We start from the raw sequence: 26,455 nt of genomic DNA, 5'->3' as shown, positions 1-26,455 counted from the left end.
GTAAGGACTATGGGTTTGAGCTCGTACATTTCACTGAAAGACGTTGTATTTTCCCGCTCTGGTCGCCGTATTTTCGACGGTGTGTCCATGGAGATCCCCCGCGGGAAAATCACCGCCATTATGGGCCCCAGCGGCACCGGTAAAACCACGCTGCTGCGTTTGATCGGCGGCCAGCTTCAGCCAGACGCCGGCGATATCACGGTGGATGGTCACTCAGTTCCGGCACTTCGCCGCAAGGCGCTCTACGCACTGCGAACAAAAATGGGCATGCTTTTTCAGAGCGGTGCGCTGTTTACCGATTTGAGCGTATTTGAAAACGTGGCTTTCCCGATGCGAGTGCATACAAAGCTGCCGGAAGACATGATTCACGACATAGTGCTGATGAAGCTCGAGGCCGTTGGCCTGCGAGGAGCCCGCCAGCTGATGCCCTCCGAACTGTCCGGCGGCATGACCCGGCGTGTGGCTCTTGCCCGCAGTATTGCTCTGGATCCTGAGTTGATCCTGTACGACGAGCCGTTCACCGGCCAGGATCCGATCGCCATGGGTGTGCTTGTCAAACTGATCCGCGATTTGAACAGCTCGATGGGCCTTACCAGCGTGCTGGTTTCCCACGATGTGAAAGAATCTCTGAGCATCTGTCACTATGCCTGCATCATTGCAGACGGGAAGGTGATTGGTGCAGGCACACCCGCTGAGCTGCAGAATCATCCTTCCGAACAGGTGCAGCAGTTCTTGCAGGGGCACCCGGACGGCCCGGTGCCGTTTCACTATCCGTCTTCGGCGGCGGCAGAAGATTTCGGGCTGGCGGGGGATGTTTTGTGATCGACCAGATTGCGTCGCTTGGGCGCAGCAGTATTGAGCTTGTTATTTCGTTTGGTCGTGCCGGCCGTTTCCTGGCGGGCGTGCTGTCAGGCGTTCCACGCCCCGCAACCGGTTTTCCGCTTCTATTGAAACAGTTGTACTCCGTTGGCGTGTTGTCACTGGCCATTGTCGTGGTGTCCGGGTTGTTCATAGGCATGGTGTTGGGCCTTCAGGGTTACACCATTTTAAGCGATTTTGGTTCCGAATCTGCGATCGGACAGATGATTGCGCTTACCCTGGTGCGCGAGCTTGGGCCGGTTGTGACGGCTCTGCTGTTCGCGGGACGTGCAGGCTCCGCGCTCACAGCCGAGATTGGTCTGATGAAAGCGACCGAGCAACTGTCCAGCATGGAAATGATGGGCGTGGATCCCTTGCGCCGCGTTATCGCTCCCAGGCTCTGGGCGAGCTTTCTGGCCATGCCGATGCTGGCCATTATCTTCTCGGTAGTGGGCATCTGGGGCGGCATGCTGGTAGGTGTAGAGTGGCTGGGCGTTTTTGAAGGCTCATATTGGGGTAATATGCAGGCCTCTGTGGATTTCTGGGACGACGTGGTTAACGGCGTGATCAAAAGCGTTGTATTCGGTTTTGTCTGCGCTTGGATTGCGGTTTATCAGGGCTACGATTGTGTACCCACATCGGCAGGCATCAGCTCGGCTACAACGAAAACCGTGGTGTATTCCTCGCTGGCCGTGTTGGGGCTGGATTTTGTGCTGACCGCCGTAATGTTCGGCAACTTTTGATTAACGATTGACGAGACGACACCGGGAGTCGGCAATGACACAACGAACAACGAACATCACAGTGGGTCTGTTTATGCTCGCAGGTCTGGCGGCGCTAATGTTTCTGGCGCTTCAAGTGAGCGGGCTGTCTCCGAAATCAGCCGAGAGTACCTACACGGTTTACGCGAATTTTAACGACACCGGCGGCATTACACCCAGAGGCAGGGTGTCTATGGCAGGCGTTACGGTGGGCAGCATCGATTCCATTACCCTGGACAAGAAAACGTTCCAGGCTCGTGTTGCCATGTCCATTCAGGGCGACGTGGACAATATTCCAGCCGACAGCGCTGCAGTAATACGTACATCCGGACTGCTGGGTGAGCAGTACATAGATATATCCATCGGTGGAGAAATGGACTCTCTCAAACCCGGCGATACGTTTTACTCTACCCAGTCGGCGATGAATATCGAGCGGCTGATCAGCAACTTTGCGTCTGGCAAGTAAGCCGGCCAAACGGCTACGTGACAGAACAGGAGAACTCAGATGATTGCGTTAACGAAACGGTTTTTTCTCGCGATAACCCTCATGGCAGCGTGCGTGGCATCGGTTCAGGCGGGTCCGGAAGACGACTTGAAGCAATACGTAAACGAAAACACCCAGCAATTGGTGGATCAGCTCAATAATGAAAAGGGGCTTTATGATCGCGATCCCGATGCGTTTTACCAGAGCATGGACGATGCGCTGGAAGGTTTTGTCGATTTTCGCCGTATCGCGGCCCGCGTCATGGGCCGCTATGCACGCCAGACAACTCCTGAGCAGCGGGATGAGTTCGTCACCAAGTTCAAGCGCAGCCTGTTCGACAGTTATGCTCAGGCACTGGTAAGCGCAGAAGATTTCAAGATAAAGGTCAATGACGCGACCATCAACCCGCAGGATGACAACCGCGCGTCTGTTGCCATGGAGGTTATTACTGCCTCCGGAAATCGCCATGCGGTTACCTATTCCATGTACCGCAAGGAAGGCGGCAGTTGGATGATGGAGAATGTGATTGTGGAAGGCGTTAACATTGGCCTTTCATTCCGGGATCGTTTCACCCAGGAAATGGAAGCCAATCGCGGGCAAGTCCAAGCGGTCATTGACGGCTGGACCGATGCGGTAAAATCTCTCAAGCTGGAAGATGAAGCGAACAAATCATGAGTGCAAACGCCGCGCGCTCGACAGAGCCCTCAGCCCCGTTAAAGCCATCAGCCCTATCAGCCCCGACGGTTGAATTGAAAGAAGGCGTGCTCTGGGTGTCTGGTGCAATCGACGCCCACACAGTGATAGCGCTGCGGGCCGAGGGCGAGCGGCTGATTAAAACGGTTAGCGACCGCTTGGTGGTTGATCTGGAAGGCTTGTCCACAACCCACAGTGTGGTGCTCTCCATGCTTTTGTGCTGGAGCCGCCTGGCTGAAAAACAGGGTGTTGCATTGTCTTTCAGAGAGGCGCCAGGCCGCCTCGTTTCTCTTGCGGCTTTGAGCAACCTCGAGGATTGGTTACAATCCCGCCCTTAATTTTATAAAACCCAAGGATCTACTATGGACGCCACCGAAGTCACCGAGCTGGTAAAAGAAGCACTGCCTGATTGTGAGGTGCAGGTTCAGATCGATGGTAGCCATTACATGGTGGTAGCCGTAGGTGAGGTTTTCGAAGGCTTGTCGACCATCAAGCGGCAGCAACTGATCAACAAGGCGCTATTCAAGCAAATTGTGGACGGCTCTATTCACGCCCTACACCCGAAAGCGTTTACACCAGCTGAGTGGGCTGCGCGCCAAGGCTGAACTGCTCGCACACGACAGGATAACTATTGTGGACAAACTTTTGATCCGGGGCGGCAAGCCTCTGGACGGTGAAATTCGGATTTCCGGTGCAAAAAACGCCGCGCTGCCTATTCTTGCAGCAACGTTGCTGGCGGATGAACCGGTGACCGTAGGCAATCTGCCGCACCTGCACGACGTTACCACCATGATCGAGCTTCTGGGTCGCATGGGTGTGGATTTGATGATTGATGAGAAAATGAGCGTGGAAATTCACGCCAACACAATCGAGCACTTCCACGCGCCCTATGAACTTGTGAAAACCATGCGCGCATCCATTCTGGTGCTTGGGCCGTTGGTTGCACATTTTGGTGAAGCGGAAGTGTCTTTGCCTGGCGGTTGTGCCATTGGTAGCCGCCCCGTAAACCTGCACATCCAGGGCCTCGAACAGATGGGCGCGGATATCCGGGTGGAAAATGGTTACATCCGGGCGAAAACCAACGGGCGTCTGAAAGGCGCGCACATTTTTATGGATACGGTGACGGTCACCGGCACCGAAAACCTGCTGATGGCGGCCACGCTGGCCGATGGCAAAACGATCCTCGAAAACGCCGCCCGCGAGCCGGAAGTGGTGGATCTGGCCGAATGCCTGATTGCCATGGGTGCGCAGATCACCGGGCACGGTACCTCGACCATTGAAATTGAGGGCGTCGAGCGCTTGCACGGGTGCCATTACAACGTGTTGCCAGACCGTATCGAAACCGGAACCTATCTGGTGGCGGCGGCCGCAACCGGCGGCAGAGTAAAGTTGAAAGATACCCGCGCGGACCTCCTGGATGCCGTGTTGCTCAAGCTGGAAGAAGCCGGGGCTCACATCACCACCGGTCCCAACTGGATTGAGCTGGACATGAAAGGCCAGCGCCCGAAAGCGATCAGCCTGCGCACCGCGCCCTATCCGGCGTTTCCGACCGACATGCAGGCCCAGTTCGCCGCTATGAACGCCGTCGCAGAGGGCACGGGCACGATAATCGAGACGGTGTTTGAAAATCGCTTCATGCATCTGCAGGAACTGACCCGCATGGGCGCCGATATTACTCTGGAGGGCAATGCCGCGATTATCAAAGGCGTTGACCACCTTACCGGCGCGCCGGTGATGGCGACCGACCTGCGGGCGTCTGCAAGCCTGGTCATCGCAGGCCTGATGGCCGAAGGCGATACCATTATCGATCGTATTTACCACATCGATCGAGGCTACGAATGCATTGAAGAGAAGCTGCAGTTGCTTGGCGCCAGTATCCGCCGCCTGCCAGCGTGACAGACACAAACGGGGAACCGAAGGACGCATGCCACAATCCATAACCATTGCTTTGTCGAAGGGACGAATCCTTGAAGAAACCCTGCCACTGCTTGCAGACGCCGGGATTGAGCTGATTGACGACGTCAAGAAATCCCGCAAGCTGGTGTTTCCTACGACCGATCCGGACGTGCGAGTGCTTATTCTGCGCGCAACCGACGTGCCGACGTATGTACAGTATGGCGGTGCCGATTTGGGCGTAACCGGTAAGGACGTGCTGATGGAACACGGCGGGGAAGGGCTATACGAGCCTTTGGACCTGAACATCGCCCGCTGCCGTTTGATGACCGCGGGCCCCAAGGGCGAAACACCACCGGCCGGGCGTATCCGGGTAGCCACCAAGTTTGTCAACATGGCTCGCCGGTATTACGCCGCCCAAGGGCGGCAGGCCGATATTATCAAGCTGTATGGTGCAATGGAGTTGGCGCCGATTCTCGGCCTGGCCGATGAGATTGTTGATATCGTGGATACCGGCAATACGTTGAAGGCCAACGGCCTTGAAGCACGTGAGTTGATCGACCACATCAGCACCCGACTGGTTGTGAATCGCGCCTCCATGAAGATGAAACACGAGCGGATCAACCCCATCATTGAGAAGATGGCGGCCGCCGTCGAAAAACGCAGATAATGTGTGTAATCCAAAGCAGGATTTGAGAAATGACCGTCAGCATCAAACGATTGAACGCCTCCCAGAGTGACTTCGACAGCGAGCTAGCCAAACTGCTGGCGTGGGATGACAGCGTTGATCATCAGGTGAACGAGACGGTACGTCATATCCTGCGCGACGTGAAAACCCGCGGTGATCAGGCGGTTCTGGAGTTCACCGAACAGTTTGATCGGCTGAAGGTGGCCAGTGTTGCAGAGCTGGAAATGAGCCAGCGCCGTTTGCAGGAAGCCTTGAAAGCCATCCCGGAAACCCAGCGCGCGGCGCTTGAGAAGGCGGCTGATCGGGTGCGTGATTACCATGAGCGGCAGAATCAGAAATCCTGGCAGTATAAGGACGAAGACGGCACGGTGCTTGGCCAGAAGGTGACGCCTCTGGACCGTGCCGGCCTCTATGTGCCTGGTGGCAAAGCCGCTTATCCTTCTTCCGTTCTGATGAACGCCATTCCCGCGAAAGTCGCCGGCGTGGGCGAAATCATCATGGTGGTGCCCACTCCGGATGGTGTGGTGAACGATCTGGTGCTGGCCGCTGCCGCGATAGCAGGGGTAGACCGAGTGTTCACGATTGGCGGTGCACAAGCCGTTGGTGCTTTGGCTTATGGCACAGAGACCATTCCGGCGGTGGACAAAATCGTCGGCCCGGGCAACATCTTCGTTGCCACCGCCAAGCGCGAAGTTTTCGGCACCGTCGGCATCGACATGATCGCCGGGCCCTCAGAAATCCTGGTGATTTGCGACGGCAAAACCGATCCCGACTGGATCGCCATGGACCTGTTCTCCCAGGCTGAGCATGACGAACAGGCCCAATCGATACTCATCAGCCCTGACGCTGGGTTTCTGGATGCCGTGGAAGCCAGCATCAACAAACTGATGCCCACCCTGGAGCGCGCCGACATCATCCGCATCTCCATGGCGGATCGAGCGGCTCTGATTCACGTGGCCGACCTCAGCGAAGCAGCCAACGTCTCAAACCGTATCGCGCCCGAACACCTGGAGTTGTCGGTAGAAGACCCGGAAGCCCTGCTTGAAGAAATCCGCCACGCCGGGGCTATCTTTCTCGGCCGTTACACAGCGGAAGCGCTGGGCGACTACTGTGCCGGCCCGAATCACGTGCTGCCCACCAGCGGAACAGCCCGGTTTTCATCTCCGCTGGGTGTCTACGATTTTCAGAAGCGTTCGTCCATTATCGGTTTCAGCGCCCAAGGCGCCGACAGAATGGGGCGGGTGGCGTCAGTTCTGGCAAGGGGTGAGGGGCTAACCGCCCACGCACGTTCCGCTGAATACAGGGTTAAAAGCCATGAGTAAATTCTGGAGTCCGCTGGTTAGTAGCCTGGTTCCTTACGTGCCCGGCGAGCAGCCCAAAATGGCGAACCTGGTCAAGCTGAACACCAATGAAAACCCGTTTGGCCCCTCGCCAAAGGTTATCGAAGCCATACAAGCCGAGCTCAACGACAGCCTTCGCCTGTACCCAGACCCCGAAGGCGAAAGCCTGCGCCAAACCATCGCCGGCTACCACAGCGTAAAGCCTGAACAGATCTTCCTGGGCAACGGCTCCGACGAGGTTCTGGCGCACATATTTTACGCCCTGTTCCAGCACGGCCAGCCTATCCTGTTCCCGGACATAACATACAGCTTCTACCCGGTGTATTGCGGCCTCTACAAAATTGAAGGCAAAACCGTACCCCTCACAGACAGCTTCGAAATCAATCCGGAAGACTACAAGCAGCCCAACGGTGGCATCATCTTCCCCAATCCCAACGCGCCCACCGGCCGTTATCTTGGTTTGGAGCACGTTGAAGCAATCCTCCAGGCCAATCCGGAGCGTGTCGTTGTGGTTGACGAGGCTTACATCGACTTCGGCGGCGAAACCGCCATCACGCTTGTCGATCAGTATCCCAACCTGTTAGTCAGCCAAACACTCTCCAAGGCCCGCTCACTGGCAGGCTTGCGAGTCGGCTTCGCCATCGGCCATCCGGATTTGATCGAAGCCCTGAACCGTGTCAAAAACAGCTTCAACAGCTATCCTCTGGACAGGCTTGCCCTTGCAGGCGCGAAAGCCGCTTACGAAGACGAAGCCTGGTTCCGGAATTCCTGTGAGGGAGTTATTTCCGAGCGGGAGCGAGTTACCAAGAGCCTGGAGGGCATGAATTTTGAAGTGTTGCCCTCCAAAGCTAACTTCCTCTTCGCGCGCCACGAAGCAAAGTCTGGCGACGCGTTAGCAAAAGCTCTCCGAGAGCAGGGCATCATGGTCCGTCATTTCAATAAACCCAGAATCAGCGACTTCTTAAGGATTACGATTGGTACTCCAAAGCAGAATGATGCGTTGATCCGGGGCCTCGAATCAATCTAGCCTTTAAGATTCGGGCAGAGCGGGGCGCAAAGGAGAAAATCATATGGCAACCCGCGACAGCATTCTTTCAAAGCTAAATGAGTGGCTACAACCGGAAAGCTTTCAGGACTATTGCCCAAACGGCCTGCAAGTCGAGGGTAAAAGTGACGTAAACACCATCGTTACCGGCGTAACCGCCTCCCGCGCTTTAATCGAAGCGGCCATCGCGGCAAACGCTGACATGGTTATCGTGCATCACGGCTACTTCTGGAAAGGCGAAGACCAGCGTATCCGGGGTATGAAGCGTGAACGTCTCAAGCGGCTGTTAGACAACGACATCAGTCTCGTCGCTTACCATCTCCCACTGGATGACCATCCCGAATACGGTAACAACCGCCAGTTGGCAGACGTTCTCGGCATCGAGAATCCGCGCCCGCTAAACGGCCTGGTCTGGGAAGGTGAGCTCCAGCAAGCGATGAGCCCGGAAACGTTTGGATTGCACATTGCCAGAGCGCTCCACCGTGAGCCCCTAAGAGTGGGCGACGGCAAAGCAGAGATCAAAAGGGTAGGTTGGTGCACAGGCGCAGCACAGGGCTTTATCAATACCGCCCTTGATGCCGGCCTGGATGCTTATATAAGCGGTGAGATCTCTGAGCCAACCACCCATGTAGCCCGGGAATGCAGTATCCATTATTACGCCGCTGGCCACCACGCAACAGAGCGATACGGTGTAAAAGCTCTGGGCGTGGCGTTAGAGAAAGAGTTTGGGCTCAGTCACCGGTTTATCGATTGCGATAACCCGGTCTGATCAGGCCTCAGCGGTCTTGTCACCTTTATTGAGCCCGAAATCTTCAGAGAGTGTCCCGGAGGTCTTGGGCGCGTAATCCCGGGGTGGCTCAGCACCCTCTTCGCTGACCTCTTCAAGGCGCTTGCGGGAGGTTTCTTCCGCCAGTTCCGCCCGCAACTCCTCATCGTTGCTCAACCGATTGGCCCCGCGGGCCATGTGCTGATTCACATCGCGGTACGCATCATTAAAGCGGCGCAGCAGGTGTGCCGACTCCATAAAGTGCTCGTTCACCTGGGCTTGATAGCGGGTGTACTCGTTGCGCAGTTCTTCTGTTTGCTGTTCCGAACGGCGCTGGCGGAGCGAAGACCCCCGCCCTGAGCGGCCGACGAATGCTCCGATGACTATGCCAACAATCAATGCGGCAATCGCTGCCAGAATCAGGTTTGTCATATGCTGTGTCGTCCTGTTACTTAAAAATGAGCCAAGTCATGTGGCCTAGTATAACGCCCGGAGCCTCATGAGCCCATGCTTGCGTGCTGCGCTAAACGTCTTATTTTAACGCAGCCATCCAACATGGCGAAAAAACCGTAAATACGCGACAATGCGCCGCCTAAAATAAACGATCAACCCTCAGGGACTTTCCGATGACAGCGTCTACGCCTTCTGAAGTTATTGAGAATCAACCCCCCTGGCAGCGCTATCAAACAGATCTCGAGCGCCCGGACTTTCTTGCAGATCCGGCCCAGGCAGATGCTGTTCGGCGTCTTCAGACACTTTACGACAAACTGGTGGAGGCGGAAAGCGAACGCGGAAAAGCGATGGCCAAATTGCGCCGCAAGCTGAAAAAAGGTCGGGAAGAACCGGTCAAAGGCCTGTATTTTTGGGGCGGTGTCGGTCGCGGCAAAACCTATTTGATGGACAATTTTTTTGAGTCGCTGCCGTTTAAACGCAAAATGCGTGTGCACTTTCATCGTTTCATGCAGCGAGTGCACAAAGAACTTAAAAACGTCAAAGGCGAAAAGAACCCACTGAACCTGGTCGCCAAAAAGTTCGCCAGTGAAACCCGAGTGATCTGCTTTGACGAGTTTTTTGTGTCGGATATCGGCGACGCCATGATTCTCGCAACGCTCATGGACGGCCTTTTCAAGCGCGGCGTTACACTGGTATGCACCTCAAACATTGCTCCTGACGGCCTCTACAAAGATGGTTTGCAGCGGGCGCGGTTTTTGCCCGCCATAGCCCTTGTTAAAAAATACACCGACGTAGTGAACGTTGACGGGGGTGTCGACTACCGCTTGAGAAGCCTGGAACAGGCCGACCTTTACTATACGCCGTTGGGTGAAGAAGCCGATACGTCGCTGCGCAGAAGCTTTGATACGTTGGCGGTTGAAGCTGGCAAGCACAGCAAGTCGATGGAGATAAACGGTCGTAAAATTCCCGCACAGGCCCACGCCAATGACGTGGTGTGGTTCGATTTCAAAGACGTCTGTGACGGCCCCCGAAGCCAGAACGACTACATTGAAATGGCGCGCCAGTTCCACGCGATCATTATCAGTAACGTTCCGGTTTTGGGGGGCGAGAGAGACGATCAATCCCGGCGATTTGTGAATATGATTGACGAGTTTTACGATCGCAGCGTGAAAGTCATTATTTCAGCGGCCGTCCCGATCACGGAACTGTACACCGGCGGGCGCTTGAGCTTCGAATTTGAACGAACGGAATCCCGCCTTCTGGAAATGCAGTCGCAGGAATATCTGGAGACGCAGCACAAGTCTTAACAGGCCCAAAAAACCATCAAAAGCAAAGTGGTTGCATCCATTATTGTTGTCTATAGTGAAGCGGTGTGAGGAAACCCGGCGTCGATCGGGTGGTAAGCGGGTTCGGAGAGCAAAATCATACTTTTGACTGATCAAAGCACTGGACAGCGTTAGCTATAGTGCCTACATCACGAGCACTGTGCATGAAACCTCCGATACATCGTGAATTCCAATAATCAGAGCAGCGACTCAGAACAACAATGGAGTAGCCTTCCAATGACAAAAAAAATACATCAATGGCAGCGTTGGGCAAGATTACCGCTAGCCGTCGCAGTGGCGGCCGGCATGTCCGGTCAGGCATCTGCGTACTCTTTCTATCTCGGTGATGTGGAAGCCCAGTTCAACACCACGCTCTCAGCCGGGGCTGGTTGGCGAGTTGAAGATCGCGATAGGCGTCTGATTGCCCAAGGTAACCTCGGGCCGCAATTTGCCAACACCACCACGGGCGCATCAACCAATAACTACGACGATGGCAACCTGAACTTTAAAAAGGGTGACACCTACTCGAAAATCGTAAAAGGTAACAGTGAGCTGTTCCTCGATTATGCAGTTGATAGCCAATACCTGACTCGTGTTGGAGGCTTGTTGCGCGGTCGTTACTGGTACGATTTCGAATTGAAAGACGAAGGTAGGGCCGTTGATTATGTAGGTCAGCGTCGTGAGTTGAACGACAACGCTAAAGATTATGCTTCCGGCGGCGAAATCCTTGATGCTTACATTTTTTCGAACTGGTACTTCGGCGACGTTCCTGTCAGCCTTCGCTATGGACAACAGGTTTTGAGTTGGGGTGAAAGCACATTTATCCAAGGCGGCATCAACATTATCAATCCTGTGGACGTGCCCGCGTTCCGAGCCCCAGGTTCTGAGCTAAAAGATGCGTTATTGCCCGTGGAGATGTTCTATATGTCTGCCGGTCTCACCGAGAATGTAACGCTCGAAACGTTCGTTCAGACGGACTGGGAATCGGTTCGCCCCGACTATTGCGGGACATTTTTCTCTACCAACGACTTCGCGGCTGACGGCTGTGGCCCTGTATTGTTAGCCGGTCAGTTGCCGGATTCCCAGGCCCTGGCTCAGGGGTTTGTAGCGCCTCGTCTTGGCGACGTGGAAGCAGATTCAAAAGATCAGTTTGGCGTAGCAATGCGCTGGTATGTTCCCGAGTTGAACGATTCTGAGCTCGGCTTTTATTACATCAAGTACAACAGCCGTTTGCCTTATGTGAGTGGAACCGTCAAGGACTCCAGCAGCCCTTTCCCTTCGTACTTCATTGAATATCCGGAAAACATTAACCTGTACGGCATCAGTATTAATACCACTACGCCAGGTGGGTGGTCTCTGGGTGCCGAGTACTCGTATCGTGACAAAATGCCTCTGCAGTGGAACGCTTTCGAGCTTATTTACGGCGGCCTTCAGCTTCGTAACCCGGTTGACGGCAGCATCGTCAGTAAGCTGGAAAAACAACGCATAGCAGAGCAGGGTGGTGCACTTACGCCAGGCTCAAGAGTATCGGGCAACGACGAGTTTGGTGTTTCTCAGGCTCAGTTCACACTGATCAAGTTCTTTGACCAGGTAATGGGTGCAAGCCGGCTTACTCTGATCACCGAGTTTGGTGCCACTTACGTTCATGATTTGCCGGGTCTTAATGAAGCCCGCTATGGCCGCTCAGGAACGTTTGGTGTTGGTACGCTTCCTACCGACGCTGGTGGCGGCAATATGGTTGATGTCTGCGCGGCAGGCATCAATATCAATGCAAGCAGTTGTACCAACGATGGGTTTACAACCGACTTTTCCTGGGGCTATCGCTCCCGTCTGGTTTGGAGCTACCTTAATGCTTTTGCGGGTATCAACCTGTCGCCACAGCTGGCGTGGAGTCATGATGTGCAGGGTTATAGCCCTCAGCCTGGCGGCGCTTTCAAAGAAGGCAGCAAAGCTATTGGTTTGTCTATACAAGCTGTATATCAGAACAGGATCACTGGCAATATTGGATACACAAACTTTTTCGGCGGCAAGCCGTATAATGAGCTAACCGACCGGGACTTCGTAAGTGCCAGCGTTTCTTACTCATTCTGAGTCGCCAAGAATTCATTTAACGAGGTAATGTAAATGAAACTAAACAAGAAATTACTGGCCACGGGCATTCTTGCAGCGAGCCTCGTTGCAGGTCAGGCCTGGGGCGCGGTGTCTGCCGAAGAAGCGGCTAAACTGGGCAATTCGTTAACCCCGATGGGTGCCGAAAAAGCCGGTAACGGCGGCGCCATTCCGGCCTGGACAGGCGGACTTACAAAGCCCCCCGCCAATTACAAAAACGACGGTATTTATGTAAATCCGTTCGCGGATGAAAAACCGGAGTTTACCATTAACCAGAGCAACGTTTCGGAGTACGCTGACAAGCTGTCTCCGGGCCAGGTTGCGATGATCAAACAGTACCCTGATTTTGTGATGCCGGTGTATGAGACGCGTCGTACAGCGACCTACCCAAAAGACATCATGGATGAGACGGTCAAGAACGCGACCGAGACCACGCTGATCAAAGACGGTAACGGCCTCGGCAACTACCAGAACGCTACCCCGTTCCCGATCCCGCAGAATGGCCTGGAAGTCATCTGGAACCACATCACGCGATATCGCGGTGGTTCGGTGCAGCGTAACGTAGGGCAAGCTACGCCTACCGCAAGCGGTGCCTATTCCATTGTGAAGTTTCAGGATGAACTGACCTGGAGAACGTACCTCACGGATTACAAGCCGAGCGAAGATGCCAACGTGCTGTTTTATTTCAAACAGGCTATCACCGCTCCGGCCCGCCTGGCAGGTAACGTGCTACTGGTTCACGAAACGATTGATCAGGTGGCTGAGCCTCGCCGCGCCTGGATATACAACGCAGGTCAGCGTCGGGTTCGGCGCGCACCTCAGGTTGCTTACGACGGACCGGGTACGGCTTCTGACGGCATGCGCACCACCGATAACTTTGACATGTTCAACGGCGCCCCTGACCGTTATAACTGGGAGCTGATCGGCAAGAAAGAAATATACATTCCGTACAATTCCTACAAACTGGTTGACCCGAACCTGACCTACGATCAGATCATCAAGCCTGGCCACATCAATCAAGACCTGACCCGTTACGAGCTTCACCGCGTTTGGCACGTCAGTGCTACGTTGAAAGAAGGGGAGCGTCACGTTTACGCCCGCCGTGATTTCTATATCGACGAAGACACCTGGCAGGCTGCGATAATCGACCATTACGATGGCCGTGGTGAGCTCTGGCGCGTAGCAGAAGCCCACGCTATGCAGTTCTACGATCAGATGGTTCCCTGGTATGCGGTTGAAACCCTGTATGATCTGTTGTCTGGCCGTTATCTGGTGCTGGGCCTGACTAACGAGGAAGTTGATCCCTACGAGTTTGGCGTTAAGCGCCAGACCAGAGATTTCACTCCGGCCGCGTTGCGCAGAGCTGGAACCCGTTAACCGGGCGTGTTGATCTTCAAAAACGGTGGGCTTCGGCTCGCCGTTTTTGTTTTCTCGCTGAAAAACGGCCGCGGGATAAATTCCTTTCACGTCAAAACTTTGCAGCCAGCCCCTCTATTGGTTTAACCTTCTTGTAATACTAAAGGCGTATCCGGGGCAGTGTGTGAAATCATTCCATGATGGCTTTGCAGCCAATGACGAGTTTCAGTCCGCAAACAACGGACTCAAGCGGGGCGAACTCGTACGAGATTTGCTCAGGCAGAGATTGCAGATGCCTGTTGCGCCATCGCACTCTTTAGCGCGTCCTCATCTGAATGCCTTGATCTCCGACGCATTGATTCCCGGCGGTGTTATTTTTGTAGAAGCGCCCTGCGGATACGGTAAATCCCATACGATGTCGGTGGGTATCCGGGCAGCGGACATTGGGGACGAAAATGTCCGATGGTTGGTGCTTAACTCCCAGGATAACGCCCCCAGCCGTTTTCTCAGTTTGTTATCGGTAGCGCTGGATATTCCCGAATCTTCGGAAAGCAGCCTGCAAGGTGGCGCCTCCTTCCCGGATGCCCTTGCAATCATGCTGATGGGCTTGAAAAAGGCAGAGCCGGGGCAGCGTTCCGTTCTGGTGTTGGATGGGCTTCACCACATTACCAACCCGGCTGTCGTTGCCTTGTTGCAGCAGTTGGTTGTTGCCATTCCCCCTCACTTCTCAATCGCCATGCTTTCAAGGCGGGCGTTGCCTTATGAAACCCACGCCCTGGAGCTGGAAAACCGGTATACCCGCATAGGCACAGAAAAGCTTGAGTTCAGCCGAAGCGAAACCTTTGAGTTTTTTCGGGATGTTCTGGGTGATCAACCGTTAACCAGCGTTGCAATAGATCATTTGTACGATCTTACGGAGGGCTGGCCTACGCCGTTGGCTCTTTACCGTCGGGACATTCAGCAAAGCTCCGAACGGCATGCGGTGACAGAAACACCCGGTGTTGAACGGTTTTTAAAAGAATCCGTATTAGGAGGCCTGACGCCCGGGCAAATGCGCTCCTTGAGAGCTATGTCAGAACTTGGATTGTGCTCCGACGAGTTATTTTTGGAATGCGAATCTCTTATTCCAGACGGCGCTTTGCTGCCTTCAGAGGCCTGCGAGCGGGGATTGCCTGTAAAAATAATGCCAGGCTGGGGACGTTGGTATCGGCTAAACCCATTGTTGATGGAGTGGTTGAGAACACCCATCATGGCGGGTCATACCAACAGAATGTTGGCGGCGAGCCGATGGTTCGGAAGCCGCAATCAATTTCCCGAGGCGTTGAAGTACTCGTTGCTGGCCGGTGATGCGGAGGAAGTGATCCGTATCGCGTCTGAGGGTTCCGAGGCGCTTTTGCTGGGACAGGACACGGCGTCGTTACTGCGTTTACGCAAAAGCCTGCCGGCACCGTTGCTCGAACGCAGCCCCAGGTTAAGAATTGTCTACAGTTGGGTGCACGCCATTGGCGGTCAGTTTCGCCAGGCGCGGGCGCTGATCGACGGTATGGATCCGCAAAGCCGGCAGGAGCATGAAACACGAATCTGGGCGCTCAGCGCGTTTATCCTGCGTGGGGAAGGGCAGGTGGCGCCAGCGCTGAAAATGGCCGAGCGCGCGCTTTCCGGGCGCGAACTGTCAACTCAGGGCCAATTGGTCACGCAGATGGTTCGCGCCAGTGCTTTGTGCGCATCCGGGCGGTTTTCAGAAGCCCGGGAGGCCAATCGCGCGGCCTCCCGCTTGGCCCGGGAGGCCGGTGACTCGGGTTCCGAAGCGCTGGCGGTTTATTCCCATGCCCGAATTGAATTGGGCAAAGGCGCACTCAGGCACGCAGAGCAGTTGCTGCGAACCGGCCTGGACACGGTTATACAAGAGCTTGCGCGACCAGCCCGAATCGGGGAAACACGGCTTCAACTGAATCTGGTGCTGGTGCTTTGGCATCAGGGGCGCGAAAAAGAGGCAGACCGATTGCTGGTAACCTGTGGTCGCCATGCAGAGCAGACCCGGGATCTCGGGCTGTTGTTGGCAATGGCTATTCGAGTGCTAATGTGCCGCTCTCAGGACCGTTTGGAAGACGCGTTTGTCTGGATCGGTCGAGCAGAGCGAACCATGCACACCTGGCAGGTGGACGAATCGCTCTACGTGCCAGTCCTCGAAGCATTAAAAGCCAGTTGCTGGCTGGCTCAGAATCAGCTTGAAAGTGTCGCCCAGGCGCTGTTGCGGCTGCAACCCTATCGTGATGCCGGCTGTGTGCCGGAATTGTTTCCGATGATGCCCGGGCTGTTGGACTGTCTTCAGGTGCGGTTGGATCTCGCTCGGGGCGAAACCGTGAAGGCCCGGGAAACCCTTGCTACCACGCGCAAACGCTACGATGAAGCCATCCCTTGGGGTGTGGATATTCATATGCGATTGTTAGAAGCCATACTCGTAAGCGAGGATAAAGGTGTTGCAGCCGCTCAGAAAATAGTCGTTTCGGTAATAGCCGAGGCGGAAAAAGAGCACTTCATCAGCCCATTTTCAGAATTGAGGCTCGAGCTGAAAGATCTGATGGAAAAGGTTTACGGTCAGCTTCCCGACACCCCGTTTCGAAAAGCTCTGGGCCAGTTGTTTGGCATAGGCGGCAACTCGTTGTTTGCGATGCTGGCCGAGCCCATCAGTGAGCGCGAACAGGGTGTGCTCGAACTGATCGCCAAAGGGCTGTCGAACCAGGGAATCGCCGACAAACTGCATATCTCGCTGCATACCGTTAAAACCCACGCCCGGCGTATAAACGCCAAGCTGGAAGTGCGCTCCCGCACCCAGGCGATCGTTCGTGCCCGGGAACTGGGATTACTGTAACGCTTCAAGTGCCTCGATTCATAATCCACACGACGACCATCCCTCCGGGTGCCAGCCCGAGAACTAATACGTCTCGCGGGCGCTCTGCTATTTCGCCATAGCTCTCAAAAGGCGCTATTTCTTTCATCTTTTCTTCAATTTTATCTGGGCTTTGGACTCAGGCGGAAGCCGCAAGTCTTGACCATGTCAGACGTGAGCGGCAAAGTTTATGGACTGGAAGGGCAAACCACCAGCATCTGGTTATGTGGTGACTAACTCACAGCCCGGATTACCAACCTTCAAGCTCAATGCCGTTTTCTTGCAAAAATTGGCCGTGATCGTGATTATAGCGCTCCGTAATCTCGCGATAGTGCTCTCGATGGGTTTCAATTTTTTTCCCTTGATATCGCCCGACTTCGATAGCGTTCTCACCCCGATTCATAATCCACACGACGACCGTCCCTCCGGGTGCCAGCCCGAGAACTAATACGTCTCGCGGGCGCTCTGCTATTTCGCCATAGCTCTCAAAAGGCGCTATTTCTTTCATCTTTTCTTCAATTTCATCTGGGCTTTCCAGTTGTATCAAAGCCTCATAGGATTGTTGCTCCGCGAATGAGAACCAGCGAATAAGAAACACCTCTGGCATGGTTTGCCAGTCTGCCATAGCTCCAAATGGCTTTTGCCAACAGCAGGAAACGATACCAATAGGTGCCCGCCAGCCAATGTCCTCAGACAAGGATTCAACGAAAAACTTATCAACCCAGACATCATAGTGTTTCGGTGCGACAACACCGATACTTCTGTAGGTGCCATTTGGGCCGTGTCTTGATCCTTCCAATTCCGTCGATTCCGAACACCCGACCAGAACCAGAATACAGAGGCTGAACATCCAACGCTTAATACCCATATTGGTTTCCATCCATTCACTGGCTCTCGTTAGGGTGAATAGCCCGACGGCCACTTTTTGCGGGCCTTAACGGATACATCGGCCCGATTTCCAGATAATGGTCGGAGTGATGGATATACCGTTGCTTGAGCAGGGCTTTGGACTCAGATGATACAAGCAAGTTTTGGCCATGCCAGACGTAAGCGGCAAGATTTCGGGCGATAGTCATTAGTTCTGTGGGAAGTACAAACTGAGGATTATCCGTGGGAACTGGTTCAAAAGGCACACCGGCATCAACCGCCAACTTGTGCATCAGATACAGGGGGATTCTAGAGTATTCGCCCCGAACTTGACGGTCTAGCCAGAGATGCAAAGCCACATTGTTCCCACTCAAACTCGGCTGGGTTGGCAGCATCGGCAGGCGTTTTTGTTCAATTTCCAAAGTCGCCAGTGGATTGTGTGAACCAATCCAACCTTCGCCTTTAATGAGTGCCCGCTCCTGCAACATGCGTGAGAACTCAAAGCTGGCCTCAGGGTTTCGGCGGTTTTTGCCTGTAATCACCAATGGCGGGCGAACTTCAATTCGCTCATGAAACCTGTCTGGGTAACCTCCACCGATATCGGAGTGTGCGCCCGGAAGAACCCATTCGTTGAAATTATCAGGCAAGTTGCCTGATTCACTTCGAAGGCTGTTTAATGAAAAGTTGTGCCGGCGCTCATCCCGGGCAACAAACTGGACGGCTTGCTGGGCATGGTCCGGTTTTAGGTTAACGTTGATGCGTCCGGTTTCAGCATCGTGAGCGGAGAAATCCAGATTACCGACATCGGCAACTCCCGCAACGGTGTCAAACAATCCCAGAAACCGAACCGTCATTTTCTTCGGCCACGGGATGCCTTCTCGTTCGAAAGCTCTGACCAAGGCCCCTTTGTATTCACCGTACAAAGAGCCAGTTGTGTCATAAATTTCCCGGCTAACAAAATGCCGGGCGGTGGCTGCCCCGCGACTGAAACCAAAGACATCCAGCACCAGCTCATCTATCAGTTCGTAAACGGAGCGCTTCAGTTGCACTACAAGGTCAGCAGCCCCTTCCTCGATCTTCTTGAGAATACCCTGTTCTCCAAGTCCCAACCCCATACTTTGGCCGTCATCAAGCTCACCAAGTTTGGTGCCCACACCCGAGATATAAACGGATAGCCGGTGAGTGGGAGAACCGTCTTTCTCTATGGTGTCCTTGAAGTAAAGCGTTTCCAGCTTTGATACGTTGGTTTCGGCATTGAGATAACTGCCTTCCATCACCTGCGACAGCTCATTGCTGCATTCTTCTTCCGATATGGATCCGACGGCATTGGCCGTCAGGCATTCGTCAAGCTTTTGCTGGTAGGCTTGGGTGTTGCCGCGGCTATTACCAGTGCCATCAAAAAAGAGTCCGGCCTCTACCCGGATCTTGGGACGGTCCTCTTCTTCGGACGAATTATCAGGTGATTCGTCTGGTATGCCTTCGTCAATCAATGCGCCTTTCTGGGCGGCACGACGCACAAATTCCTGTGGGTCTTTGTTCAGAAGCTCTTTGGCGCCTGGGGTAAGCTGGCCCTTGTTATCCAGTGCACCAGCCATGGCGAAATCCACAATCGGTGCAGTGTTGGTAGCGACGCCTAGAATAACGCGTGGATTACCGCTCACAATGGAGCCACCGTGATTGGTGGGGCTGCCCAAGTAAGCTACGGGCATGCCGTCGGCCAGCGCCAGCGGGTAGCCTTGGGTAATCACAGCACCGCAGCCGGTCACATCACCTACTCGGGCAATGGGTTTTCCTTCAACAAGGATGTCGGAGCCATTTTGCATGATGGGGGAGGAGCCGTGCCCTTTGATAGGGCAAACGTGCATGTCGCCGACGCAGGCGGCAATCAGATTGCTCATGATCAGAGTTCCTTTCTGTGATGAGTAGCGTCCTGGCTACCCGTGACTAAATATTGTTCAAAACCCGTGAGAATACCGTGGTTGCCACGTATCAGAGGTTAATTAGCATCAGCCCTCAGCCGAAGCATCCGTTTTCTGAGCGGGAAGCAGAACCTGCTCAGCCTTGGCGGATGCCAGGCTCTTCAGGTGCGATGGGCTGCGGTCACTCAAGATGGTCCTGAACTGGGTATCGTAGTAGCCCAGATTGTTGTAACGAATCATCGAGCGAATGTCATTCACATACTCCTGGCCGCGCTCGGAATAGCTGGCCAGCCCGCGGGCGAGCGCGAGCCCTGAAAGCGGGTCACTGGCTTTTCTGTCTTCAAATCGCGTGTCGCGCAGGCCCTGATAACTCGTATGCCGGTTCAGGTTCTGAATGTACGCCCGAACGGAATGGTATGGGGATGCAAAAGAGGCCACCTCGTGGCTGGCGCCTTCGACGCGGCTCTTGGGCACCAGGCCACAGCCTTTGGAGAAGCACCATTGGCCGAACAGGTTGTTCCCGCGAATTGCAAAGCGCGACGTTCCCCACGCCGATTCATTGGCGGCCTGGGCCAGAATCAGGGAAGGCGGGATGATGTCCAGACGCTTTTTGAGCAAGGCAAACTGCGCGGGGCTGCCGGGCTCGTCCTCAACGCGCAAACGCTTGGATTGAGCGGCTAACCAGGCGTGTTCCTGCTTCGACAGTGTGGTTTTGGAGGCGAGGCTATCAAGATAGTCCCGCTCAATCAGGATGCGGGAATTGGCAAGCACGATGCGAGGATAAAGGAACGAGAAAAAAGCGACTTTTTTCTCGGTGGCGTCCTGGTACCCCGAGAAGTCCGGGAGATCTTCGCGAGCCCAGGCGGGCAGCTTGGGCAGCGAACTGAGCGCCGCTTCCGAGCCCGAGTAGTCACCAGCCGAGCGCTCTGACGGCACATATAAAGCGCCCCCCAAAGCGAAAGCGATCAAAGGAACAATCAGCATCAGCGTGCGCATCGGGGGGAGCATAAAACCTCTCGTATAACCTGTTTGTGTGCCCGGAAAGCCCTTGTATCCAAACGATATTTTGGCTATGTCCGGCGTATCCTTTCACAATTATAACAGGTTGTACGCGTTCAGAAGAAAATCTTCATGCCCGCCATAACGCCTTCATCCAGGTTGATGTTGCCTGAGTAAGGTGAATCCAGTTTGGTATTCAGGTACCGGTAGCCGGCAAACACCTCGGCGTTTCGGATCACCCGGTAGCTGGCTCGCAGCTCAAGGCTGGTCATGTTTTCCGAATCGCCGAAAGAAAGAATACTCGGTGCGTAGTGCAGGCCACCCGTGAACGACAGGCCCGGAACCCTGGGGATGTTCACAGTAGCAAAGCCGCCGAGGCCTAAAGCGCCGCCGTCAACACGGTTGCCGTCCCAACCGATAGCGCGCACGCCAAGCCCGGCGGTAGTGGGGAGATTACCCAACGCGGTGCGACCCTGAGCATGAAAGTCGACGTTGGCAATATTGCGGCTACCTTCGTGGTAGGTGTAGCCCGCGCCGAGCTGAATGTCGCTGTTGTTGCCGAAAAAATCAACCTGGCCCTTTACGGAATCGTTAGTCAGGCTCAGATCCAGATCGCTGGCAAACACGGGCGCAGCAGCCAAAGAGAGAACTATTACGGAAATACGGGACACTTTCATTATTTTACCTTCTTGATTGCGGTTCAGGGATCGGGGGAATGGTAACGGGGTGCCCGAGGGACCACAAATTACAAGCGTGTAAGCCCCCGGTAATACGCGGCACAGGTTCGAATTTGAGGAGTAGGGTCAGTGGCGCGTCGTTTCTCCGCCCTGATCAAGATCGTCCGGAAACGCGTCTTCTGCCGGAACCCGATACTCTTCGTTGGCCCAAGCGCCAAGATCGATCAGTTTGCAGCGTTCAGAGCAGAATGGTCGCCAGGGATTTGTCTCTGTCCATTCTACGGATTTTTTGCAGGTGGGGCATTCTACGTTCATGGGTACCTTTCAAATCGTTAAACGGGGGCGTTTTCGGGAATTCCGTTGGCGTATTGTTCCAGAACTGCCCGTAGCATTTCAATATTGACAGGCTTGGCAACAAAGGAATCCATACCCGCGTGCCGGCAACGCTCCTCGTCCTCCTCCATGGCGCTGGCGGTGAGCGCTACGACCGGAACCCGTGGCCGCTTGCGCTTGTCTTCCCAGGCCCGCAGGCGTCGGGTGGCTTGAAAGCCGTCCACTCTGGGCATCATGCAGTCCATGAATATCAGGTCAAACGGGTGCCACCGCCACAAGCTGGATGCGGCCTCGCCATCGTTCGCCGTCATCACGTCGCACCCCAGTTTTTCAAGCAGCCTGCGAGTTAGCGTGCGGTTCACCGGATTATCTTCTACCAGTAGCACCCTCATGCGGCGGGACGTAAGTTCGCGACGCTTTTCAGTATCGCTGCTGGTTTGCAGAGAAAACCGGGTAAGAAATCGCCGCCCATCCTTGGTGGCATCCGTGAATAGCTGATTAAGAATTTGCGTCAGGCAGGATTCGCGCAGGGACTTGCTGAGGAAGGCGTCTGCGCCTGCCTGACGAAAGTGCTCCGCATCACCGCGCTGAGGATTGGATGACAGAATCAAAAGGCGCATATCCGCCCATAAAGGATTGCCCCGAATCTGTTGGCACAGCAGATCGCTGTCCATATCCGGCAAAAAGCCGTCGAGAATAATGGCGTCAAACGGTTCCCGACTGTCGAACGCCAGGCGTAGCGATGTCAACGCCTCGCCTGCGGATTTAACAGCCTCAATGTGCACGTCATGGCGCGACAGCATTTCCAGCGTAATCTTGTGCGACAGCTCGTAGGAATCGGCCACCAGAGCGCGCTTGCCTTTTACCAATCGCGTATCCGGGCGCACGCGTGATGCGTTATCTGGCGCTGCGGGCAACATAAGTTCAATCCAGAATGTAGAGCCTTCTCCGGGTTGGCTTTCCAGATCCATAGAGCCGTCCATCAGGTCGACGAGCTGGCGGCAGATGGTCAGCCCCAACCCGGCCCCGGGTAGTTGCCGTTGAAATCTCTGGCCCAGTTGCATATACGGCTCATACACCAGTGGAATATCTTCCGAGTTAATGCCAATGCCGGTATCTTCAACCGCCAGGCGCAAACGCACGTTCTCATCCCGACGCCCCAGTACTTCAATACTGATCAACACGTGCCCGGAATCTGTAAATTTTATGGCGTTGGACACCAGGTTCAGCAAAACCTGGCGAATTCGCACGGGATCGCCCCTTAAAGCCCAGGGCAACTCTTCGTCGATTCGTAATTCCAGTGCGAGCCCTTTCTCCCGCGCCCGGTCGCCCAGCATGTGCACCAGATCGTTCAGGGTTTCGCGCAGATCAAACGGAATATCCTCCATTACGAGTTTTTCAGCTTCCATACTGGAAATGTCCAGCAGATCGTTGATGATCGCAGAGAGGCCTTCTGACGCGCTTAGCAGCGTGTGTACGTATTCTCGCTGATCCTGGTCCAGAGACGTATCGTTAAGCAGGCTGGCGTAGCCAATAACGGACTGCAGAGGGGTGCGCAGCTCATGGCTTACATTGGCAAGGAACTGGTTTTTTGCCCGGTTGGCCCGTATTGCCTCATCCCGCTCGCCCTGAGACAGAATGGTGGTTTGCCGGAGTGAGCGGGTGTCTTCCAGAATCTGAAGCCGCATTTTGTTAAGGGCCTGCTCAAGTTCTGAAAGCTCATCGGGGGTTCGGGGCAGTTTGCGTTTTAGCCTGAGTGGGTCCACCAGGGCATCCAGGTTTAGCCGCGCGGCATAATCCGCCATGGTTTCCAGATGTCGGGAAAGCGTGAAGCGAACAATCAACATGAGCCCCAGCGTGCCAAGCATAACGACAATCGACTGGAACAGCAGGTTAATGAGAGCGCCGTTGCGCAATTCGGAATAAACCTGCTCAATTGACGAGGCGATGATAAGCGAGCCCACTTTCTCCGGGCCATTGATGGTGGAACGATCGAATATCAGCGGGAAGGTTTGTGAAATGACCCGGCCTTCCGGATAGCCACCTGCGGAGAACTCCTCACCGGAGGAGGTTACAACCTTGGCGTAATGAATGGCTTCCAATGCCTGTATGTCATCCAGGCTGTTGGCCACCTCGCTGAAATTCATCAGCCAAATGTTGTTGCTCATGCCGCCGGACACAAGCCCTGCGGCGCGTACCTGGGTTTCCTGAAGATCCGATTTACGGCGCTCAAACTCGCCGATCATCTGCACTCCGGTTGCGACCAGAGAAAGTACAAGGCTGAATAGCAGCACATACACGAGCAGCCGCATGGCCAGCGGCCGAATACCTATACGCGTGAAGAAACGAATTGAAGGCAAGGCACGAATTCCCTGTGTCGACTACTAAATCACCAACGGAAGTCTAACAGACCGTCAGCACTTCGACACGTTTCTGTGAATGATCATTCACAAACCGAAACCGAACGTTCAAATCATAAAGGTGCGCGCCGTAAATACGCGCTTCATCACGGCCTCGGCGAAAGGAAGGGCGGGGGTCGTAGCTCACAATATCGGTTATAAGCAGCTTCAGATCCGGGTAGTGCTCCGGTGATAACACGGCAAGCTGGGCCTCAGCCTCCGGCAGAAAAACGACCTCCAGGCGTTCGGTGGGTGCTGTGTCCGCCCAACCCAACCCGGCATCGGGTACAGAGTCCGCAAACGGCAGATAGGGTTTGATGTCCAGAATCGGCGTGCCATCAATCAGGTCGTGATCGCTTATTTGCAGCGCCAGATGGTCGCCTTTTTGCACCAGCCCCTCATTACGCACCACCGATAGCCCAAGGCTGTTGGGCCGGAAGGGTGAACGACTGGCGAATACGCCCATTTTCTGGTTGCCTCCCAGGCGAGGTGGTCGAACCACGGGCCGCCACTCGGCGCGCACGGCTTCGTGAAACTGGAAGATCAGCCACAGATGGCTGGCGGTGTCCAACCCTCGAAACGCATCTTCCCGGTTATAGGGTGGCTGAATGATTAAATCGGCTCTGGCGTAGCGAGTGAGGCCAGGCTGGCGTGGCACGCCAAATTTGTCGTTGAAGCAGGAGCGGGTGATGGCTATAGGCGTCAATGCCAGAGCGTCGGAGGCTGGTTTTGAATCGTGTCTGGGCATTGGTTCTAAATTCATCCTCCGTATTTGACGCCTGGTTTTAGAAGTCGGGATTAATGCTACCGGAGAAAAACATTTCTACACGGAACAGAACGGAGCCCTGGTCTTTGAACGCTTTTTCTCTCGGAAAGGTTAATGCGGGTATCAGTTCTGCAAACAACCAGTTGCTGTAAAGCCGGTAGCGCCAGGTGAGGTCCATAAAAGCCGAGGTTGTGCGCCAGCCCGGCTGGCTCTCACCGATTACTCCGATACGCGGAGACACGGTTGAGCGGTTGTTAAGGCGTTTATAGGTGCTGAAAATCTGTGCGGCCACAAATTTGCTGTCACTGTGAACCCATTCCAGCTCGGAGGACGATCCGAATTGCCAGCCATTACCAATGTTCCGAATGGCACTGAACCAGGTTCGCGCACCCCAGCCATTCTGGTGATAATAGTAAAATCGCTGCTGCGCTCGCAGGTTCCAGGTCGCATCGGGTTTCCAGCGTTTTTCTGCGGTCATTCGCCAAAAAGCGTCCGGGGGGAAATGCAGGCGAGCACCAAAATCGTTGGAGAGGTTGATGGCGTCGCCTATCTGTGAAAGATACCGAAAGGCGCCGGTCGTCTGGCCTTCTGTGCGGTCGGGCTCGGTCAGTTGCCGGTCCCGCTGGCGCTCTTCCAGGGGAATGAGTTCGTTGTTTTCGCTTTCGATAACCAGCCGCAGTTTGCGCCGCGTGGTGGGAACATCCAGGCGGAACCGCACCTCCGGCTTGAATTGCGCCGGATCGCCGTATTCGGATTTGGTGGCGAAACCAACGCGCAGGTAGCTTCCGTTATGGGGCAGGTTATGAACCTCGCCCGAGAGAGTCCGGTCTGCCCACTGCCCAAAGGACTGAACCTTTGGGCTTTGAAGTCGCTCCTGTCGCAAAATAAAGTTGCTGAAACCCATCCAGTAGGAATCGTTGGGTTCGGCCCAATACTCTTGCGGCTCAAACGTGTAAAACGATAAGGGCAGCGCGTCAGGCTTCAGTGTATCGGGAATAGAATGCTCCTGAACGTTGAACACTGGCTCTACGCCGTAGCTGTTTAAACTGATTGCGAGGAGTGGTGCGGTCAGAAACCATGCGCCCGCCGGGCCGAATCTGAAATGAGACGCTTTAGCCAAAGTCCTCCATGAGCGTTTTATGTAATGCATGTACCTTGGCTGCGACCTTGCTTTGGGGTTGGTTGTTGTCAATCACGGCATAGGCTTTGGCAACGCGCTGTTCCCGTGGCATTTGCGCGGCGATAATGCGCTCGACCTGCTCGCGGGAATTGGTGTCACGGGCCACCGTACGCGCTATCTGCATCTCTACCGGTACATCCACTACCAGCACTCGCTCCGCCAGTTGGTGCTGGTCTGTTTCCAGAAGCAGAGGCGAGACTAGCAGAACGTAGGGTAAAGTATAATCCAACGGGTGAAGCTGGCGAACCAATTCTTCACGAATGATGGGGTGTAGCAGGCTTTCGAGCCAGGCGCGTTGCTCGGGCTGTTCAAACACAATCTGCCGCAGTCGAGCTCGGTTGAGTGCTCCGTCGTTGTTCAGTATATCCTGCCCGAAATGTTCGCCAATGAGCGCCAGCGCAGGCATGCCCGGCGCAACGACTCCCCGGGCCACATCGTCCGCATCCACCCAGTGCACCCCCAGGGTTGCGAATTGCCGTGCAACCGTGGATTTGCCAGACCCGATTCCACCTGTAAGCCCGATAACGGCTATTTTTTTCGTCAAGCCCCTAACCACCGGAACCACAGCTCCTGAATCTCAACGCCAAACCATAAACATAGCAAGCCTGCAGCCGCAAGGTAGGGCCCAAATGGAATCGGCACCTCACGGCCCTG

The 26,455-nt window shown here is 54.9% G+C and carries 26 protein-coding genes and 1 pseudogene; 15 read left to right on the top strand and 12 right to left on the bottom strand.

Annotated features, from left to right (window positions below; genetic code table 11):
- Positions 1-9: 9 nt before the first annotated feature.
- The 11 genes from ENI00_RS11180 to ENI00_RS11130 are packed head-to-tail and all read left to right on the top strand — an operon-like array spanning position 10 to position 8,531.
- Positions 10-822 (top strand): ABC transporter ATP-binding protein, encoded by an 813-nt coding sequence (locus ENI00_RS11180; protein ID WP_304102115.1) that lies wholly within the window; start codon positions 10-12, stop codon positions 820-822.
- Positions 819-1,601 carry a lipid asymmetry maintenance ABC transporter permease subunit MlaE gene (gene mlaE, locus ENI00_RS11175; protein ID WP_304102112.1) on the top strand — a complete coding sequence of 261 codons (783 nt, stop codon included), beginning with the start codon at positions 819-821 and terminating at the stop codon, positions 1,599-1,601. The genes ENI00_RS11180 and mlaE overlap by 4 nt, the downstream gene beginning before the upstream one ends.
- Before the next feature lie 34 nt (positions 1,602-1,635).
- Entirely contained in the window at positions 1,636-2,085 is a 450-nt protein-coding gene (mlaD, locus tag ENI00_RS11170) for an outer membrane lipid asymmetry maintenance protein MlaD (protein WP_304102109.1), read from the top strand.
- 39 nt (positions 2,086-2,124) lie between these two features.
- Complete coding sequence (locus ENI00_RS11165; protein ID WP_414674246.1) at positions 2,125-2,778, top strand: MlaC/ttg2D family ABC transporter substrate-binding protein; 654 nt, start codon at positions 2,125-2,127, stop codon at positions 2,776-2,778.
- On the top strand, positions 2,775-3,134 hold the full coding sequence (locus ENI00_RS11160) for an STAS domain-containing protein (RefSeq protein ID WP_304102107.1): 360 nt from the start codon (positions 2,775-2,777) through the stop codon (positions 3,132-3,134). The genes ENI00_RS11165 and ENI00_RS11160 overlap by 4 nt, the downstream gene beginning before the upstream one ends.
- A 24-nt stretch (positions 3,135-3,158) precedes the next feature.
- Positions 3,159-3,401 (top strand): BolA family protein, encoded by a 243-nt coding sequence (locus tag ENI00_RS11155; RefSeq protein WP_304102105.1) that lies wholly within the window; start codon positions 3,159-3,161, stop codon positions 3,399-3,401.
- Positions 3,402-3,429: 28 nt separating this feature from the next.
- On the top strand, positions 3,430-4,692 hold the full coding sequence (gene murA / locus ENI00_RS11150; RefSeq protein WP_304102101.1) for a UDP-N-acetylglucosamine 1-carboxyvinyltransferase: 1,263 nt from the start codon (positions 3,430-3,432) through the stop codon (positions 4,690-4,692).
- 28 nt (positions 4,693-4,720) lie between these two features.
- On the top strand, positions 4,721-5,359 hold the full coding sequence (hisG, locus tag ENI00_RS11145; protein WP_304102098.1) for an ATP phosphoribosyltransferase: 639 nt from the start codon (positions 4,721-4,723) through the stop codon (positions 5,357-5,359).
- A 29-nt stretch (positions 5,360-5,388) separates the two neighbouring features.
- Complete coding sequence (hisD, locus tag ENI00_RS11140; RefSeq protein WP_304102096.1) at positions 5,389-6,699, top strand: histidinol dehydrogenase; 1,311 nt, start codon at positions 5,389-5,391, stop codon at positions 6,697-6,699.
- Positions 6,692-7,744 (top strand): histidinol-phosphate transaminase, encoded by a 1,053-nt coding sequence (gene hisC, locus ENI00_RS11135; RefSeq protein WP_304102093.1) that lies wholly within the window; start codon positions 6,692-6,694, stop codon positions 7,742-7,744. Before hisD ends, hisC begins: the two co-directional genes overlap by 8 nt.
- Positions 7,745-7,787: 43 nt before the next feature.
- Positions 7,788-8,531 (top strand): Nif3-like dinuclear metal center hexameric protein, encoded by a 744-nt coding sequence (locus ENI00_RS11130; RefSeq protein ID WP_304102089.1) that lies wholly within the window; start codon positions 7,788-7,790, stop codon positions 8,529-8,531.
- On the opposite strand, the gene ENI00_RS11125 is transcribed toward ENI00_RS11130, so the two are convergent.
- Positions 8,532-8,960: a YhcB family protein gene (locus ENI00_RS11125; protein WP_304102086.1), complete on the bottom strand. Its 429-nt coding sequence runs from the start codon at positions 8,958-8,960 to the stop codon at positions 8,532-8,534.
- Between the two features lie 194 nt (positions 8,961-9,154).
- On the opposite strand from ENI00_RS11125, the gene zapE reads away from it, so the two are divergent.
- The 4 genes from zapE to ENI00_RS11105 all read left to right on the top strand — a co-directional run bounded on the left by zapE (position 9,155) and on the right by ENI00_RS11105 (position 16,643).
- Complete coding sequence (zapE, locus tag ENI00_RS11120; protein WP_304102083.1) at positions 9,155-10,288, top strand: cell division protein ZapE; 1,134 nt, start codon at positions 9,155-9,157, stop codon at positions 10,286-10,288.
- Between the two features lie 255 nt (positions 10,289-10,543).
- Complete coding sequence (locus ENI00_RS11115) at positions 10,544-12,397, top strand: DUF1302 domain-containing protein (protein WP_304102081.1); 1,854 nt, start codon at positions 10,544-10,546, stop codon at positions 12,395-12,397.
- 33 nt (positions 12,398-12,430) lie between these two features.
- Positions 12,431-13,792, top strand: a complete 1,362-nt coding sequence (locus ENI00_RS11110) for a DUF1329 domain-containing protein (protein ID WP_304102078.1) — start codon at positions 12,431-12,433, stop codon at positions 13,790-13,792.
- Between the two features lie 163 nt (positions 13,793-13,955).
- Positions 13,956-16,643 (top strand): LuxR C-terminal-related transcriptional regulator, encoded by a 2,688-nt coding sequence (locus ENI00_RS11105; protein WP_304102075.1) that lies wholly within the window; start codon positions 13,956-13,958, stop codon positions 16,641-16,643.
- 4 nt (positions 16,644-16,647) lie between these two features.
- Here the strand turns inward: ENI00_RS11105 and ENI00_RS18765 are convergent, their stop codons facing one another.
- The 11 genes and pseudogenes from ENI00_RS18765 to ENI00_RS11055 form a co-directional block, all read right to left on the bottom strand.
- Positions 16,648-16,782: a DUF2931 family protein gene (locus tag ENI00_RS18765; RefSeq protein ID WP_414674249.1), complete on the bottom strand. Its 135-nt coding sequence runs from the start codon at positions 16,780-16,782 to the stop codon at positions 16,648-16,650.
- A gap of 129 nt (positions 16,783-16,911) precedes the next feature.
- Complete coding sequence (locus ENI00_RS11100; protein WP_304102074.1) at positions 16,912-17,529, bottom strand: DUF2931 family protein; 618 nt, start codon at positions 17,527-17,529, stop codon at positions 16,912-16,914.
- Positions 17,530-17,545: 16 nt separating this feature from the next.
- Positions 17,546-19,426: a phospholipase effector Tle1 domain-containing protein gene (locus ENI00_RS11095; RefSeq protein WP_304102071.1), complete on the bottom strand. Its 1,881-nt coding sequence runs from the start codon at positions 19,424-19,426 to the stop codon at positions 17,546-17,548.
- 108 nt (positions 19,427-19,534) lie between these two features.
- Positions 19,535-20,455 (bottom strand): glucosaminidase domain-containing protein, encoded by a 921-nt coding sequence (locus ENI00_RS11090; protein WP_304102068.1) that lies wholly within the window; start codon positions 20,453-20,455, stop codon positions 19,535-19,537.
- Positions 20,456-20,562: 107 nt separating this feature from the next.
- Positions 20,563-21,123 carry a YfaZ family outer membrane protein gene (locus ENI00_RS11085; protein ID WP_304102065.1) on the bottom strand — a complete coding sequence of 187 codons (561 nt, stop codon included), beginning with the start codon at positions 21,121-21,123 and terminating at the stop codon, positions 20,563-20,565.
- A gap of 126 nt (positions 21,124-21,249) precedes the next feature.
- On the bottom strand, positions 21,250-21,438 hold the full coding sequence (gene yacG, locus ENI00_RS11080; RefSeq protein WP_304102062.1) for a DNA gyrase inhibitor YacG: 189 nt from the start codon (positions 21,436-21,438) through the stop codon (positions 21,250-21,252).
- A gap of 17 nt (positions 21,439-21,455) precedes the next feature.
- On the bottom strand, positions 21,456-23,816 hold the full coding sequence (locus tag ENI00_RS11075) for a response regulator (protein WP_304102060.1): 2,361 nt from the start codon (positions 23,814-23,816) through the stop codon (positions 21,456-21,458).
- A gap of 43 nt (positions 23,817-23,859) precedes the next feature.
- The gene (tsaA, locus tag ENI00_RS11070; protein WP_304102058.1) at positions 23,860-24,603 is read right to left on the bottom strand and encodes a tRNA (N6-threonylcarbamoyladenosine(37)-N6)-methyltransferase TrmO; all 744 of its coding nucleotides are present in this window, start codon (positions 24,601-24,603) and stop codon (positions 23,860-23,862) included.
- 37 nt (positions 24,604-24,640) lie between these two features.
- The gene (locus ENI00_RS11065; RefSeq protein WP_304102055.1) at positions 24,641-25,741 is read right to left on the bottom strand and encodes a hypothetical protein; all 1,101 of its coding nucleotides are present in this window, start codon (positions 25,739-25,741) and stop codon (positions 24,641-24,643) included.
- Positions 25,734-26,333 carry a dephospho-CoA kinase gene (gene coaE / locus ENI00_RS11060; RefSeq protein WP_414674248.1) on the bottom strand — a complete coding sequence of 200 codons (600 nt, stop codon included), beginning with the start codon at positions 26,331-26,333 and terminating at the stop codon, positions 25,734-25,736. Before coaE ends, ENI00_RS11065 begins: the two co-directional genes overlap by 8 nt.
- A gap of 8 nt (positions 26,334-26,341) precedes the next feature.
- Positions 26,342-26,455, bottom strand: a pseudogene (locus ENI00_RS11055) (prepilin peptidase); the annotation flags it as partial.

Origin of the sequence: Marinobacter antarcticus (assembly GCF_011049865.1) — a bacterium.
GTDB classification, from domain to species: domain Bacteria; phylum Pseudomonadota; class Gammaproteobacteria; order Pseudomonadales; family Oleiphilaceae; genus Marinobacter; species Marinobacter antarcticus_A.
Note: the sequence above shows the minus strand (reverse complement) of the source record. Positions and strands in the feature narration are given on the sequence as shown.

Bases quoted from the DNA above. Each gene is read 5' to 3' on its own strand.
- ENI00_RS11090 (WP_304102068.1), bottom strand. From the start codon at position 20,455: ATGCTCCCCCCGATGCGCACGCTGATGCTGATTGTTCCTTTGATCGCT.
- tsaA (WP_304102058.1), bottom strand. From the start codon at position 24,603: ATGCCCAGACACGATTCAAAACCAGCCTCCGACGCTCTGGCATTGACG.
- ENI00_RS11125 (WP_304102086.1), bottom strand. From the start codon at position 8,960: ATGACAAACCTGATTCTGGCAGCGATTGCCGCATTGATTGTTGGCATA.
- hisC (WP_304102093.1), top strand. From the start codon at position 6,692: ATGAGTAAATTCTGGAGTCCGCTGGTTAGTAGCCTGGTTCCTTACGTG.
- ENI00_RS11155 (WP_304102105.1), top strand. From the start codon at position 3,159: ATGGACGCCACCGAAGTCACCGAGCTGGTAAAAGAAGCACTGCCTGAT.
- ENI00_RS11130 (WP_304102089.1), top strand. From the start codon at position 7,788: ATGGCAACCCGCGACAGCATTCTTTCAAAGCTAAATGAGTGGCTACAA.
- zapE (WP_304102083.1), top strand. From the start codon at position 9,155: ATGACAGCGTCTACGCCTTCTGAAGTTATTGAGAATCAACCCCCCTGG.
- ENI00_RS11085 (WP_304102065.1), bottom strand. From the start codon at position 21,123: ATGAAAGTGTCCCGTATTTCCGTAATAGTTCTCTCTTTGGCTGCTGCG.
- ENI00_RS11110 (WP_304102078.1), top strand. From the start codon at position 12,431: ATGAAACTAAACAAGAAATTACTGGCCACGGGCATTCTTGCAGCGAGC.
- yacG (WP_304102062.1), bottom strand. From the start codon at position 21,438: ATGAACGTAGAATGCCCCACCTGCAAAAAATCCGTAGAATGGACAGAG.
- ENI00_RS11100 (WP_304102074.1), bottom strand. From the start codon at position 17,529: ATGGGTATTAAGCGTTGGATGTTCAGCCTCTGTATTCTGGTTCTGGTC.
- ENI00_RS11180 (WP_304102115.1), top strand. From the start codon at position 10: ATGGGTTTGAGCTCGTACATTTCACTGAAAGACGTTGTATTTTCCCGC.
- ENI00_RS11115 (WP_304102081.1), top strand. From the start codon at position 10,544: ATGACAAAAAAAATACATCAATGGCAGCGTTGGGCAAGATTACCGCTA.
- mlaD (WP_304102109.1), top strand. From the start codon at position 1,636: ATGACACAACGAACAACGAACATCACAGTGGGTCTGTTTATGCTCGCA.
- ENI00_RS11160 (WP_304102107.1), top strand. From the start codon at position 2,775: ATGAGTGCAAACGCCGCGCGCTCGACAGAGCCCTCAGCCCCGTTAAAG.
- ENI00_RS11095 (WP_304102071.1), bottom strand. From the start codon at position 19,426: ATGAGCAATCTGATTGCCGCCTGCGTCGGCGACATGCACGTTTGCCCT.
- hisD (WP_304102096.1), top strand. From the start codon at position 5,389: ATGACCGTCAGCATCAAACGATTGAACGCCTCCCAGAGTGACTTCGAC.
- hisG (WP_304102098.1), top strand. From the start codon at position 4,721: ATGCCACAATCCATAACCATTGCTTTGTCGAAGGGACGAATCCTTGAA.
- ENI00_RS11165 (WP_414674246.1), top strand. From the start codon at position 2,125: ATGATTGCGTTAACGAAACGGTTTTTTCTCGCGATAACCCTCATGGCA.